Here is a 13,180-nt window from a genome sequence, read left to right as displayed (position 1 = left end):
ACTCGTTGCTGGTGGTGCCCACGAAGGGACTCGAACCCCTACACCCGAAGGCACATGGACCTGAACCATGCGCGTCTACCAATTCCGCCACGTGGGCATTCTTGCTGCTTGCTGCTTGTCGCTGCGTGTTCTGCAGCGAGGACAAAATCATAAGGGCTGGCGCGCATTCGGTCAATCAACATTTTGCACTTTTCTTCAAGAAACATGGTTTTTCTTCCGAAAATGGCTTTTCCCTATGAAAACTGCCTGTTTTTTCAGCGTGTTTAGCGTCTTTGCCGCAGCGCCAGCAGCCCCAGCCCCAGGCATAGCAGCCATGCGGTGCACGGCGCCGGGATGGCGGCCGGGGCGATATCCCAGCCGATGGCGTCGAGGGCCATCAGGTCGTTCCGGCGCAGGCGCAGCAATTCACCGTACGCCACCGTCGGGTCCATGATGCCCAGGTGCAGGTTGTCGCGCCAGTGGCTGGCCTGGTCGCCGTCGCCGTGGTAAGCGCCGTTGGCGAACAGCGGTCCGCGCGTGGCGCCGCCGTCGAGCGAGAAATACTTGTCGCGCTTGTCGGCCGTCCAGTCGATCACGCCGGCCGCGGCGCTCTCGGCCGAGTAGCGGAACAGGTCCAGTCCGGAAACGTAGGTAAATTCCGAATCGTCGTAGGGGCCGCCCAGCGGCGGCGAGTTGAAGTCGAGGATGTCCACGCCGCTGAGAAAGCCCAGCGCGTGGCCGATTTCATGCATGGCCACGCCGATGAAGTCGATGCTGTTGGCGCCGATGCCATTGCCGGGATCGAAATCGAAATTGAAATCACTGTTGAACTGGATGAAGCCGTCGCAATTGCCGATGCACCCGTCCAGTGATTGCGGCGGCGGCGCCAGGCCGACGGCCCTGGCTTGCGCATTGCTCAGCGACAGATATTGATTGTTGGCGTCGCCATTGTTGTCGACATAGGGCAGGGCGCTGCCGGGGCCGTTGGGATTGTTGGCCGTGCGGTTGATCAGCATGCCGAAGCTGTCGCCCGTGGGCAGGTGCGCCAGCGCCCGCTGGTCGATGGCGGAGCTGGCGTCGGCGGCGAGGGCGCCGCGAAAGTCGCTGTAGCGGTAAAACGCTTCCGACGAACCCGTTTGCCCCAGGATGTTGCCGCCCAGTGCATTGAAACCCACCGTCAGGTCGATGGTGACATGGTCTTTCAGCACGCGCGACCAGCGCGCGGCCGCCGCCTGGAATCCCTGCTGCGCCTGCAGCGAGGTGCCGGGCACGTACTGCAGATGGAACAGGGGCGAGGCGAGGGTGCTGGCGGGCAATGCCAGTGCGAGGGCGGCGAGAACGATTTTCATGGCGGCACTCCGGAAGTGGGGATGCCAGCCAGCACGCAAGAAGCGTTCTCGGTTTTAAAATCAGGGACTTGGCGCTTGCGCGGTCGGCAACTGTCAAGAATGCCGACAGGCTTGATTGGCGCCGGAAATGAAAAGAGCCGCAAACTCGTGAAAGTTTGCGGCTCTTTTGCGAATTAGGTAATGGTGCCCACGAAGGGACTCGAACCCCTACACCCGAAGGCACATGGACCTGAACCATGCGCGTCTACCAATTCCGCCACGTGGGCACTGATGCTGCTTGTTGCTTTACTGCTCGAGTACTTGTTACAAAATAACTTCGCAACAATTCTGCTATTATAGCGGCTTGAAGAGTTTTGCGCCAGATGAGCTTGCGCTCCATACTGCACATCAACCCTGTACCGCTTTCCTGCAACTGCATTCCCGTGAAGGTTTGTCGCTGCAAGAGACCGAGATTATAGAGCAATATTTGCCGAAGTCAAATGCATTGCGCGGCTTTTCTCCTTTTTTTCATCGGCGGGGCGCTTGTACGGTTTCCGCTACGCTGTCCGTTAGGCAAACCAAGGCGTCCTCCGGTACACTACCGTCTATCACCGTGTCAATATTGACGGTGATGTCATCGGTCTTTGTATTCCGTTTGATCACTGTCAATAACAACTATAGAAATACTTTTGAGCCAAAATACCCACACCATCCCCAGCCGGGAGGACATTCTCGGCATATTCCGCAGCGTCAACGCGCCTCTCGATCCGCAGTCTCTCGGGAAAACGCTGCAAGTGCATGCCGATTCCATGGATGTCCTGGTCCGTCGCCTGAAGGCGATGGAGCGCGACGGCCAGCTCAAGTCTGACGCCAGCGGTGTTTTCAGCCTGGCCGACCAGAGCGCGCTCGTCGCCGGCCGCGTCATGAGCCATCGCGACGGCTTCGGTTTCGTCATTCCCGACGACGCCAGCGCCGACCTGTTCCTGCCTGAGAAAGAAATGCAGAAAGTCTTGCATGGCGACAAGGTCATGGCCCGCATCGTCGGCACGGACCGCCGCGGCCGCCCGGAAGGCACGATCGTCGAAGTCACGCAGCGCGCCAATACCCACGTCATCGGCCGTTTGATCCAGGAAAACGGCACCTGGGTGGTGGCGCCGGAAGACCAGCGCATCGGCCAGGACATTCTCGTCACCGGTTCGCTGGGCAAGGCCAAGGCCGGCCAGATCGTCAGCGTCGAGCTGACCGAGCAGCCGATGCGCTTCAAGCAGCCGGTCGGCAAGATCGTCGAAGTGCTCGGTGCGCTGGACGACCCCGGCATGGAAATCGAGATCGCCGTGCGTAAATTCAACGTGCCGCACATCTTTTCCGCCGCGGCTCTCAAGCAAGCTGAAAAGCTGCCGTTCGAAGTGCGCGCCGCCGACCTGAAAGACCGTGTCGACCTGCGCGACGTGCCATTGGTGACCATCGATGGCGAGGACGCGCGCGATTTCGACGATGCCGTGTATTGCGAACCCGTCAAGATCGGCCGCGCCAACTGCTTCCGCCTGATCGTGGCCATTGCCGACGTCAGCCATTACGTGAAACCGAACGACGCGCTCGATGTCGACGCGATCGAGCGCAGTACGTCCGTGTACTTCCCGCGCCGCGTGATCCCTATGTTGCCGGAAAAACTGTCGAACGGTTTGTGCTCGCTGAATCCGGCCGTCGACCGTTTGACCCTCGTCTGCGACGCCGTCGTCAGCGACAAGGGCGAGCTGAAGGCGTACCAGTTCTACCCGGCCGTGATCCATTCGGCCGCGCGCCTCACGTATGATGAAGTCGCCGCCGTGCTGGGCAATACCAAGGGCCCCGAGGCGGCGCGCCGCGCGGACATCCTGCCGCACCTGCAGAATCTGGAAGCCGTCTACCGCGCCTTGCTGAAAGCGCGCACGGAGCGGGGCGCCATCGATTTCGAGACGACGGAAACGTATATCGTCTGCAATAGCGCGGGCAAGATCGAAAAGATCATTCCCCGCACGCGCAACGAAGCGCACAAGATTATCGAAGAGTGCATGCTGGCGGCCAACGTCTGCGCCGCCGATTTGTTGCTGCGCAACAAGCATCCAGGCACTTACCGCATCCACGCCAGCCCGACCAAGGAAAAGCTCACGCAAGTGCGCACCTTCCTGAAACAGGTTGGCCTGAACCTGACGGGCGGCGACACGCCGTCGGCGTCCGATTACCAGACCCTGATGCAGCAGATCAAGCAGCGTCCCGACGCCGCGCTGCTGCAGACGATGCTGCTGCGCTCGATGCAGCAAGCCGTCTACAGCCCGGACAATATCGGCCACTTCGGCCTGGCGTACGAGGCGTATGCCCACTTCACCAGCCCGATCCGCCGCTATCCCGACCTGCTGACGCACCGCGCCATCAAGGCCATTCTGCAAGGCAAGAAATACGAACCGAAGCTGTCCGATAAGGTCGTGCTGAACACCAACGTGTCGAACGCCACGCGCAAGCAGCAGGCCAAGGACAAGGCCGACGGCAAGCCGAAGAAGACGGACCTGACCATCTGGGACGCGCTGGGCGTGCATTGCTCGGCCAACGAGCGCCGCGCCGACGAAGCGTCGCGCGACGTCGAGGCGTGGCTGAAGTGCTACTTCATGCAAGATAAATTGGGCGAAGAGTTCACGGGCACCATCACCGGCGTGACCACCTTCGGCGTGTTCGTGCAGCTCGACACCCTGTTTGTCGAAGGCCTGGTGCACGTGACCGAGCTCGGTACCGACTACTTCCAGTACGACGATGCGCGCCATGAATTGCGCGGCGAACGCACGGGCAAGCGTTATCAATTGACGGACCGTCTGACGGTGCAGGTGGCGCGAGTCGACCTGGAAACGCGCAAGATCGACCTGCGCCTGGTCACCGACGCGGAACTGGCGGGCGACGATGCGCCGGCCAAGCCGAACGGCGGCGGCAAGCGCAAGGGCGAGAAGAAATCCATGGTCAAGCCCGGTCCAGCGACCGAGCAGCGCCACGAGATCAAGGTCAGCGCCAACAACGGCGGCAAGTCCGGCAATGGTTCCGGCGGCCGTTCCAACGGCGCCAAGCCTGCCGCCAAGGCGCAAGCCAAGGCTGCCCCGAAGGAAGCCTCCAAGGCGGCGCCTAAGGCCGCGCCGAAGGGCGGCAAGAAACCAGCCGCGGCACCCGCTGCGGCGGCACCACGAGCAGCAAAAACTGTATCTGCATCAAAAACAAGCAAGAAGAAACGATAAATAATGAAGAATAAAATGATTTTCGGCTTCCACGCCGTCACCTCGCGTCTGCGTCATGAAGCGTCGTCCGTGGAAGAAATTTTCGTCGATGCCAGCCGCGTCGACGGCCGCATGAAGGACATGATCGCCGCCGCCAAGGCGGCCAACGTGCGCGTCATGCCCGTCGATTCGTCGCGTCTCGATAAAATCGTCGGCACGCGCCGCCACCAGGGCGTGATCGCGTTTGCCTCGCAATTGTCGCTGGCGCGCAACCTCGACGAGCTGCTGGACGCCATCGACGGCCCGCCGCTGCTGTTGATTCTCGACGGCATCACCGACCCGCACAACCTGGGCGCCTGCCTGCGCGTGGCCGACGGCGTCGGCGCGCATGCCGTCATCGTGCCGAAGGACCGCGCCGTGGGCCTCAACGCCACGGCCGCCAAGGTCGCCAGCGGCGCCGCCGAAACCGTGCCGTACATCACCGTGACGAACCTGGCGCGCACCATGCGCGAATTGAAGGATCGCGGCATCTGGCTGATCGGCACCTCGGACGACGGCGAAAAAGGCCTGTACGAGGCCGATTTCACGGGCCCGACGGCCCTCGTCATGGGTTCCGAAGGCGAAGGCATGCGCCGTTTGACGCGCGACACCTGCGACATTCTCGTCAGCATCCCGATGTTCGGCTCCGTCGAGAGCCTGAACGTGTCCGTGGCGTCGGGCGTGTGCCTGTACGAAGCCCGCCGCCAGCGCATCGCGAAAGAAGGCTAAAAAACGTCCAGGGCGGCGTTGCATTGCCTCGCCGTACTTGCGTACTGTCTTCGGCAATGCGCCTTGCCCTGAACGTTTTGTCGCGCTTCTTTGATAAGCCGCCGCCCTTGAGGCGGCGGTTGTTTATCTGCCTCTCCGGCAGCACGCCGCCGAATACGCTACCATTTGCGTTCCACCTTATCCATTTTCATTATGTTCCACCACCTGCGCGAAGATATCAACAGCATCATTGAACGTGACCCCGCCGCCCGCAATGGCTGGGAGGTGCTGACCTGTTATCCGGGCCTGCATGCCATCGTCATGCACGGCTGGGCGCACTGGTGCTGGACGCGGCGCATGAAGTGGGTGGGGCGCTTCATCTCGTATATCGGCCGCATCATCACCGGCATCGAGATCCATCCGGGCGCCGTGATCGGCCGCCGCGTCTTCATCGACCACGGTTTCGGCGTGGTGATCGGCGAGACGGCCGTCGTCGGCGACGACTGCACCATCTACCAGGGCGTGACTTTGGGCGGCACCTCGCTGCACAGCGGCGCCAAGCGCCATCCGACCCTGGAACGGGGCGTCATCGTCGGCGCCGGCGCGCAGGTGCTGGGCAGTTTTACCGTGGGCGAGTACGCCAAGGTGGGTTCGAACGCCGTGCTGCTGAAACCCGTGCCGTCCGGCGCCACGGCGGTGGGCAACCCCGCGCACATCGTGCAAAAGGATGTCAATGCCCTGCGTGAAGGCAGCACGGCGCACCTGTTCGCCGCGTACGGCGTCACGCCGAACGGCGACGATCCCCTGTCGAAAGCCCTGCAGGGCCTGATCACGCACGCCGTGGCGCAGGAGCAGCGCATCGAGACCATCCTCGCCACGCTGAAGGCGGCGGGCATCTGCTGCCAGGCCGTGCCTGAATGTGATAAATTGGATTCTGAGCAAATGAACAAGCTGGTTGATTAAGGATACAGGCATGAACACTGATGTGACGGCAGGCGAAAAAAGCAATGACAATCCGAATCTGCTCGACCCGTTCGAGATCCGCGTGCTGGCCGTGCTGGCCGAAAAGGAAGCGCTGACGCCGGACAGCTATCCGCTGTCGCTCAACGCGCTGACGAACGGCTGCAATCAATTGTCCAGCCGCGACCCCGTCATGGCCCTGTCCGAGGAAACCGTGTACGACGTGCTGCAGCGCTTGATGCAGCGCAAATTCGTCAACGGCATCACGCAGGCAGGCGCCCGGGTCGCCAAGTACGAGCACCGCATGCGCATCAAGTGGTCGCTGGAACAGGACAAGCTGGCCATCCTGACGATATTGATGCTGCGCGGCTTGCAGACGGCCGGTGAAATCCGCAGCCGCAGCGGCCGCGTGCATGAATTCAAGTCCGTGGCGGAAGTCGAATCCGGCCTGCAGTTTTTGATCGACAAATACCCGCCGCTGGTGGCGAAACTGGCTGTCGCCCCCGGCGCCAAGGAGCCGCGCTACGGCCACTTGCTGGGCGGCGAGGAAGCGCTGGCGCAGATCGAGACGGCGGCCGGTTTCGCGGGCGCCGTCAGCGCGCCGCAGCAGGGCAGCAGGGTGGCCCAGCTGGAACAGGAAGTGCTGCAATTGCGCAGCGACTTCGATGGTCTGGCGGCGCAGTTCGAGGCATTCCGCAAGCAGTTCGAATAGGCGGCCTTCAGGCATGCGTTTTTCCTTCCTGTGCCGCGCCTGCGGCGAGACCCACACGGGCATGCCCAGCTTCGGCGCCGATGCGCCGTGGCTGTACGAGCAGATGGCGCCCGCCGAGCGCGCGACGCGCTGCCAGATGGACAGCGACGCCTGCATCGTCGACGAAGAACACTGCTTCGTGCGCGCCACCATCGACATCCCCGTGCATGGCGCGGATGAGCCGTTCAGCTGGGGCGTGTGGGTGTCGCTCAGCGGCGACAGCTTCGATGCGTGGGATGCCTGTTTCCACGATGCGCAGCGTTCCCACATCGGCCCCTTCTCCGGCTGGCTCAGCACGCAGTTGCCCGTGTATCCGGCTACCCTGAACCTGAAAACCCGCGTGCACCTGCGCGACGACGGCGTGCGGCCATCTGTCGAGCTGGAGCCGACCGACCATCCGCTGGCCGTGGAGCAGCGCGAGGGCATCACGGTGGAACGGGTGGCCGAGCTGTATGCGCGGCTGGCGCATGGCGCCGCATAGGCGCCGCTTTCAGGCGTAGTTCCTGGCATGGCAACGGTTTGAACGTGCGCTGGTCCTTGGGACTGCCGCCGCACGGCGCCGGCGGTAGCGGCGCCGGCAACCTTCTGCAACGCGATCGCCTGGCCCTATCCTCGGCCATGCGGCAGATCCGCGCACGATCCGCATGAGCGGCAACATCCATTGCTTGCCGATATCTGTCCGGGGAGTGGCAGCGCCGCCATGGCGTGCATTTGCCGGCCGGGGACGAAAGCCCTGACCAGCGCCCAATGGACGGGGCGTTTGTCAGGGCGCAGGCAGCGCGCTCAGCCTTCTTCGCGCCAGCGGCGCAGGCGAATGGCGGCGTAAATCAGGGCCGCGCCCGCCGCCGCACCCAGCCAGGCTGCTGGCAGGCTCAGGCTGGACCAAGAATTGTCGAACACGTTTATGTTCTTTGACGCATGCAGTTGTTGCAACAGTGCCGGCTCGAACAGATACCAGCCGCCGGGGATGGTGCCGAGCAGGGCGCGCCCGATCACATTCATCTGTATCCAGCCAAGGTCGCTTTCCGTCTGCGTCAGCTTGCCGGCCCAGACCGTCAGGACCAGCAGCAGCAGCGGCACGCCGACGGCCCACAGGAATACTTTGGACCTGGCCCAGCTCGACACCATCAGCAGCCAGCCGACGGTCGGCAATGCCCACAGGAAATATACGGGCAGCAGGCCGAACACGCCCAGCGGCCCCAGGTACAGGCCGGGGGAGGCCAGCAGTTCGGCAAATACGTAGATGCCGTTGGCCGCCAGCACGCCGCCCAGTATCAGCACCAGCGCCAGCGAGGTGAGGCTGGCGGCGGCGGCCACGATCAGCGGCGCCACCAGCAGGGCGATGGCCACTTTCGACAGCACCGTCTGGGCGTCCGAAATGGGCAGTGACTTCCAGAACAGCACGCTGCGGTCGCGGCGGTCGTCATGCAGGGCGCTCAGGCAATAGAAAAAGACGAGGAAACCCAGCGCCAGGAACAGCGGCGCGGCCGTGACGATATAGTTGTTGGCGACGGCGTCGATGATTTCCATGCGGCGCGAACCGAAGCTGCGCGTATTGAAAATGGCGTTCCAGGATACTTCATCGCCATTGATGGTCAGCGCCGTGCGCATCTTGGCCTTGGTGATGGTGCCTATCGTCATCAGGGCGCCCAGCACGGTCATGACGATGCCGATCAGGGCGGGCGTCCACAGCAGCATGCCCTTGTGCTCCCACAGTTCGCGCCGGATCAGCCACTGCATCTTGTTCATGGGGGAAATGCTCATTGGTACGATCCTTTCATGGTCGCGACAAACAGGTCAGCCAGGCTGGGCGTGCGTACTTCGCCCAGGGCGGCCAGTTGGGTGCGGGCGACGCCGTCGAACAGCATTACCGACTTGCCGAACACGCTGCGTTCGCTGATCGGCTGCAGCGCGCGCGCCGGATTGACGTGCTGCGCGCCCACCATCACTTCGATATAGCGCTCGCCCACTTCTTCCATGCTCGAGGCCAGCACGATCTTGCCGTCGCGAATGAACATCAGGTCGCTCAGGATGTGCTCCACTTCCTCGATCTGGTGCGTGGTGATGACGATGGTCTTGTTTTCATCGAAATAGTCTTCCAGCAAGTTCTGGTAGAACTGCTTGCGGTACAGAATGTCCAGGCCCAGGGTCGGTTCGTCGAGCACCAGCAGTTTGGCGTCGATGGCCATCACCAGCGCCAGGTGCAGCTGCACCACCATGCCTTTCGACATGGCCTTGACCTTCATGTTCGGCGCCAGCTTGGTGTGCGCCAGGTAGCGTTCCGCCTTGCTGCGGTCGAAGCGCGGATGCACGCCGGCCACGAAATCGATGGCGTCGGCCACGCGCAGCCAGCCCGGCAGGATGGCCACGTCGGCGATGAAGCATACGTCGTCCATCAGCGCGTCGCGCTGCACGCGCGGGTCGCGCCCCAGCACGGCCAGTTCGCCCTCAAAGCCCGTCAGGCCGAGGATGGCTTTCAGGGTGGTGGTCTTGCCCGAGCCGTTAGGCCCGATCAGGCCGACGATGCGCCCCGGCGCGATATCGAAACTGATGCCGTCGATGGCCACCTGCTTGCCGTACTGCTTGCGCAGGCCGCGCGCGCTGATGACGCTGTCCTTGTTCAATGCATTCATGCGCTCTCCCCGTGTGCGCCACTGTCGCGGCTCGCTTGCAGCAGTTGCTCGAAGTTCAGGCCCAGCTGCGTGATGCGTTCCAGCAAGACCGGCCATTCTTCGCGCAGGAAACGTTCGCGTTCGCTGGCCAGCAATTTGTCGCGGGCGCCTTCCATGACATACATACCGAGTCCTCTCCGTTTTTCCACCAGGGCCTCGTCGACCAGTTCCTGGTAGGCGCGCGAAACCGTGATGGGATTTAATTGATAATCGGCCGCCACCTGGCGTACCGAAGGCAGGGCGTCGCCGGGCTGCAGCACGCCGTCGAGTATCATGCCCACCACCTTCGCCTTGAGCTGGCGGTAGATGGGGCTATTGTCGTTCCATGCGGCGCTCATGGGATGCGCTCCGACAAGGGTGAGGCGGTGCGACGCGGGTAAAGTGCTGTAGGCATCGAGGCTCCGTGTTGTATTGAGTTGGTGTTGTAGTTAACTATAACACTAAGACTGAAAGAATCAAGATTTCTTTTCAAGCCAGCCGCGCCTGCAGGTCCAGCGCATTGAACAGGGCGGCGCCGGCCGCCGTATTGTCGAAGATGCACCAGCTGCCCGCCTGCGCCGATGCGTGCAAGTCGGCGGCCAGGGCCGCCAGGTAGGCGGGCGGATAGTCCGAATAGTATATTGTCGGGCTGCCATGCAGGCGCAGGTAGGCCTGCTCCGTGGTCGGCACATGCGGACCTGGCTGGCCGGCGGGCGGGTCGGCGCGCACGCGCGTGATGCGATTGCCGCGTAGCACCTCCGTGGCGGCCTCGCCGAACCAGCTGGCATGGCGCGCCTCGCAGGCCAGCATGCCGTCAAGGTACTGGCGCAGCGCACGGAAGAATGTGGCGGCCACGTCCGCCTCGAAACGCAGGCTGGGCGGCAGCTGCACCAGCACGCAGCCCAGTTTATTCCCCAGTTGCATGACTTCTCCCGCAAAGCGCTCGAGTTCGGCCGTACAGTCGCGCAAGCGCCGTTCGTGCGTGATGCTGCGCGGCAATTTCACGCTGAAGCGGAAATGCTCGGGCACGCTGGCGGCCCAGCGCGCGTAGCTTGACGGCTGGTGCGGGCGGTAGAAGGAGCTGTTGATTTCCACGCAATCCAGCACCTGGGCATAGCGCTGCAGGTGGCTGCCGTCGCGGGGAAAGCGGCAGGCGGCGGTGCTGGAAATGCTCCAGCCGGCCGTACCGATGTAAACAGTGTGCATGGCGCCATTACAGCAAGGCCAGGCGGGCGCGGCTATCGGACAAACGCCCGTGGCGCCGTCGGCGCAGGGCTAGTCGATGATCTCGCCGCTCAGGTCATGGCGCGTGATATTGCCGCGCGCATCGATAGCGATCCAGCCGCCGCGCTGCGGTTCCACGTCGCATTCCCAGTCCGGCAAGACATAGCGCAAGGTTGCGTCGACTTTATGCAGGGCAGGGCGGTGCGTATGGCCGTGGATCATGATGGTGCTCGCGTGTTCGGCAAATACATGGGCCACGGCATCTGGCGTGACATCCATGATGTCCATGGATTTTTCGCCGTTCTGTTCGCGGCTGCTCTGGCGCAAGCCGTCGATGATGGCCTTGCGCTGCGTCAAGGGCATGGCTAGAAACTGTTTTTGCCAGGCGGGCTGGCGCACCATGGCGCGAAATTCCATGTAGCTGACGTCTTTCGTGCATTCCGCGTCGCCGTGCAGCAAGACGATGCGGCGGCCGGCAATCGTGGCCACGTGCGGTTCGCTGAGCAGGGTGGCGCCGGCGGCGGCGGCAAAGCCGGAACCGACAAGAAAGTCGCGGTTGCCGGCGATCCAGTAGACGTGCACGCCGGCATCGCTGACGGCGCGGATGGCGGCCGTCATGCGCGCATTGAACGGGTCTTCCAGGTCATCGTCGCCGGCCCAGTATTCGAACAGGTCGCCCAATAGATACAGCGCCTGGGCATATTGCGCGTGGTGTTCCAGGAAAGAAAGAAACGCCGCGCTGGTGCGCGGGTGCGAGCTCTGCAGGTGCAGGTCGGAAATGAAGAGTGCGGCAGGCATTGTCATCGTTCAACGCTCCCAAAAAGTGATGTACATGGAGAGGCGCAAACGCTGCAATGCCTGTTATGCATGGTACCCGAGCCGAATTAAGCGGCTTCTACCTTCTCGATGATGACATCGGTCACTGGCACATCGGCGAACATGCCGGCGCGCGAGGTTTTCACGGCGCGGATGGCGTCGACGACTTCCTTGCCGTCGGTGACTTTACCGAACACGGCGTAGCCCCAGCCGTCCTGGCCTGGGTAGTCGAGGAAGCTGTTGTTCTTGATGTTGATGAAGAACTGGGCCGATGCCGAGTGCGGGTCCGAGGTGCGGGCCATGGCCAGGGTGTAGCTGTCGTTTTTCAGGCCGTTCTTGGCTTCGTTTTCCACGGTGGCGTCGGCAGGCTTCTGTTTCATGCCTGGCTCGAAACCGCCGCCCTGGATCATGAAGCCGTCGATGACGCGGTGGAAAATCGTGTTGTTGTAGTGGCCGGCGTTCATGTAGGCGAGGAAGTTGGCAACCGTTTTCGGCGCTTTCTCGGCGTCCAGTTCAGCGGTGATCTTGCCCAGATTGGTGGTGATGATGACGGAGGTCATGATGATCCTTAATAAATTGGATGAATAATTGATTCAGCGGCGCCAGGCAGGCCGGCGCCGCAAAAACGCTATTTTACAGTTTTGCGGGCGCGGACTTGAGTAAAGTCGCCGATTCGATCACCACGGGCGTGACGGGCACGTTCTGGTGCGGCCCCTTGTCGGCGACGGGCACGGCCTTGATCTTGTCGACCACGTCCATACCGCTGACGACTTTGCCGAACACCGTGTAGCCGAAACCGTCGCGGCCAGGGTAGTCGAGTGCGCCGTTGTCGTTGACGTTGATGAAAAACTGCGCGGTGGCCGAATGGGGATCGCCCGTGCGCGCCATGGCGATGCTGTAGGTGACGTTCTGCAAGCCGTTTTGCGCCTCGTTCCTGATCGGCGCCTTGGTGGCTTTCTGCTGCATGTTCTTGTCGAAGCCGCCGCCCTGTATCATGAAGCCGTCGATGACGCGGTGAAACACGGTGCCCTTGTAATAGCCGCTCTTGACGTACTGCAAGAAATTGGCCACGCTTTTCGGCGCCTTTTCTTGGTCCAGTTCCAGCACGATCTCGCCCATGCTGGTTTTCAGGGCCACGTGCGGCGTGGGGTCGAGGGCGGCCGCAGGGCTTGCGGGGGCGGCGGCCACGACGGCGCTGCCCAGGGTCAGGCCGGCAAACAGGGTGCAAAAGCGGGCCAGGAAAGACAGGCGTTTCGACTTGATTTCTTGCATGGAGGCATCCTTAATCGTTATTTTTCTCTAAACTTGCTTTAATTGTAAAGAAGTGAAAATTCGGTTGAACATCGTAAAAACCTGATTCATATCGGGCCAGTATGGTTTTTATCAATGTTATACTTGACCGCTAACGCCCCAATTCTAACAAACAAGAACAACAATATAGCGGGTCGACCAGTCTTGGCGCACACGGCAGTTCAGTGGCGCGGCACCCCC

13 protein-coding genes and 2 tRNA genes are annotated in these 13,180 nt (G+C 62.3%); 5 read left to right on the top strand and 10 right to left on the bottom strand.

What is annotated here, in order from left to right; translation table 11 throughout:
• Positions 1–12 precede the first annotated feature (12 nt).
• The 3 genes from AC07VI_RS28195 to AC07VI_RS28185 all read right to left on the bottom strand — a co-directional run bounded on the left by AC07VI_RS28195 (position 13) and on the right by AC07VI_RS28185 (position 1,594).
• A tRNA-Leu gene (locus tag AC07VI_RS28195) sits at positions 13–97 on the bottom strand.
• Between the two features lie 166 nt (positions 98–263).
• Positions 264–1,328, bottom strand: a complete 1,065-nt coding sequence (locus AC07VI_RS28190; protein WP_492993423.1) for an NF038122 family metalloprotease — start codon at positions 1,326–1,328, stop codon at positions 264–266.
• Between the two features lie 181 nt (positions 1,329–1,509).
• Positions 1,510–1,594 (bottom strand) — tRNA-Leu (locus AC07VI_RS28185).
• Positions 1,595–1,996: 402 nt separating this feature from the next.
• On the opposite strand from AC07VI_RS28185, the gene rnr reads away from it, so the two are divergent.
• From rnr to AC07VI_RS28160, 5 genes are all read left to right on the top strand, one after another.
• The gene (rnr, locus tag AC07VI_RS28180; protein WP_086148100.1) at positions 1,997–4,561 is read left to right on the top strand and encodes a ribonuclease R; all 2,565 of its coding nucleotides are present in this window, start codon (positions 1,997–1,999) and stop codon (positions 4,559–4,561) included.
• Between the two features lie 3 nt (positions 4,562–4,564).
• Positions 4,565–5,308, top strand: coding sequence for a 23S rRNA (guanosine(2251)-2'-O)-methyltransferase RlmB (rlmB, locus tag AC07VI_RS28175; RefSeq protein WP_086148101.1), 744 nt, complete (start codon positions 4,565–4,567; stop codon positions 5,306–5,308).
• 192 nt (positions 5,309–5,500) lie between these two features.
• The gene (gene cysE / locus AC07VI_RS28170; RefSeq protein ID WP_086148102.1) at positions 5,501–6,250 is read left to right on the top strand and encodes a serine O-acetyltransferase; all 750 of its coding nucleotides are present in this window, start codon (positions 5,501–5,503) and stop codon (positions 6,248–6,250) included.
• A gap of 10 nt (positions 6,251–6,260) precedes the next feature.
• Positions 6,261–6,959, top strand: coding sequence for a YceH family protein (locus AC07VI_RS28165; RefSeq protein WP_475413500.1), 699 nt, complete (start codon positions 6,261–6,263; stop codon positions 6,957–6,959).
• A 13-nt stretch (positions 6,960–6,972) separates the two neighbouring features.
• Positions 6,973–7,479, top strand: coding sequence for a DUF2199 domain-containing protein (locus tag AC07VI_RS28160; protein WP_086148104.1), 507 nt, complete (start codon positions 6,973–6,975; stop codon positions 7,477–7,479).
• Between the two features lie 302 nt (positions 7,480–7,781).
• On the opposite strand, the gene AC07VI_RS28155 is transcribed toward AC07VI_RS28160, so the two are convergent.
• The 7 genes from AC07VI_RS28155 to AC07VI_RS28125 form a co-directional block, all read right to left on the bottom strand.
• The gene (locus AC07VI_RS28155) at positions 7,782–8,762 is read right to left on the bottom strand and encodes a hypothetical protein (RefSeq protein WP_492993427.1); all 981 of its coding nucleotides are present in this window, start codon (positions 8,760–8,762) and stop codon (positions 7,782–7,784) included.
• Positions 8,759–9,631 (bottom strand): ABC transporter ATP-binding protein, encoded by an 873-nt coding sequence (locus tag AC07VI_RS28150; RefSeq protein WP_099375564.1) that lies wholly within the window; start codon positions 9,629–9,631, stop codon positions 8,759–8,761. Before AC07VI_RS28150 ends, AC07VI_RS28155 begins: the two co-directional genes overlap by 4 nt.
• On the bottom strand, positions 9,628–10,008 hold the full coding sequence (locus AC07VI_RS28145) for a GntR family transcriptional regulator (protein ID WP_086148107.1): 381 nt from the start codon (positions 10,006–10,008) through the stop codon (positions 9,628–9,630). Before AC07VI_RS28145 ends, AC07VI_RS28150 begins: the two co-directional genes overlap by 4 nt.
• A gap of 130 nt (positions 10,009–10,138) precedes the next feature.
• Positions 10,139–10,855 (bottom strand): DUF72 domain-containing protein, encoded by a 717-nt coding sequence (locus tag AC07VI_RS28140; protein WP_492993430.1) that lies wholly within the window; start codon positions 10,853–10,855, stop codon positions 10,139–10,141.
• Between the two features lie 69 nt (positions 10,856–10,924).
• Positions 10,925–11,671, bottom strand: coding sequence for a UDP-2,3-diacylglucosamine diphosphatase (locus AC07VI_RS28135; protein WP_492993432.1), 747 nt, complete (start codon positions 11,669–11,671; stop codon positions 10,925–10,927).
• Positions 11,672–11,757: 86 nt separating this feature from the next.
• On the bottom strand, positions 11,758–12,249 hold the full coding sequence (locus AC07VI_RS28130; protein WP_076570912.1) for a peptidylprolyl isomerase: 492 nt from the start codon (positions 12,247–12,249) through the stop codon (positions 11,758–11,760).
• 73 nt (positions 12,250–12,322) lie between these two features.
• Positions 12,323–12,961: a peptidylprolyl isomerase gene (locus AC07VI_RS28125; protein WP_099375567.1), complete on the bottom strand. Its 639-nt coding sequence runs from the start codon at positions 12,959–12,961 to the stop codon at positions 12,323–12,325.
• Positions 12,962–13,180 lie beyond the last annotated feature (219 nt).

The organism is Janthinobacterium sp. GW821-FHT03A03 (assembly GCF_059421435.1).
Note: the sequence above shows the minus strand (reverse complement) of the source record. Positions and strands in the feature narration are given on the sequence as shown.

Excerpts from the sequence above, each read along its gene's own strand:
- AC07VI_RS28135 (WP_492993432.1), bottom strand. The coding sequence starts at position 11,671 with ATGCCTGCCGCACTCTTCATTTCCGACCTGCACCTGCAGAGCTCGCAC.
- AC07VI_RS28155 (WP_492993427.1), bottom strand. The coding sequence starts at position 8,762 with ATGAGCATTTCCCCCATGAACAAGATGCAGTGGCTGATCCGGCGCGAA.
- AC07VI_RS28125 (WP_099375567.1), bottom strand. The coding sequence starts at position 12,961 with ATGCAAGAAATCAAGTCGAAACGCCTGTCTTTCCTGGCCCGCTTTTGC.
- AC07VI_RS28145 (WP_086148107.1), bottom strand. The coding sequence starts at position 10,008 with ATGAGCGCCGCATGGAACGACAATAGCCCCATCTACCGCCAGCTCAAG.
- AC07VI_RS28130 (WP_076570912.1), bottom strand. The coding sequence starts at position 12,249 with ATGACCTCCGTCATCATCACCACCAATCTGGGCAAGATCACCGCTGAA.
- AC07VI_RS28150 (WP_099375564.1), bottom strand. The coding sequence starts at position 9,631 with ATGAATGCATTGAACAAGGACAGCGTCATCAGCGCGCGCGGCCTGCGC.
- rlmB (WP_086148101.1), top strand. The coding sequence starts at position 4,565 with ATGAAGAATAAAATGATTTTCGGCTTCCACGCCGTCACCTCGCGTCTG.
- cysE (WP_086148102.1), top strand. The coding sequence starts at position 5,501 with ATGTTCCACCACCTGCGCGAAGATATCAACAGCATCATTGAACGTGAC.
- AC07VI_RS28160 (WP_086148104.1), top strand. The coding sequence starts at position 6,973 with ATGCGTTTTTCCTTCCTGTGCCGCGCCTGCGGCGAGACCCACACGGGC.
- AC07VI_RS28140 (WP_492993430.1), bottom strand. The coding sequence starts at position 10,855 with ATGCACACTGTTTACATCGGTACGGCCGGCTGGAGCATTTCCAGCACC.
- AC07VI_RS28190 (WP_492993423.1), bottom strand. The coding sequence starts at position 1,328 with ATGAAAATCGTTCTCGCCGCCCTCGCACTGGCATTGCCCGCCAGCACC.
- AC07VI_RS28165 (WP_475413500.1), top strand. The coding sequence starts at position 6,261 with ATGAACACTGATGTGACGGCAGGCGAAAAAAGCAATGACAATCCGAAT.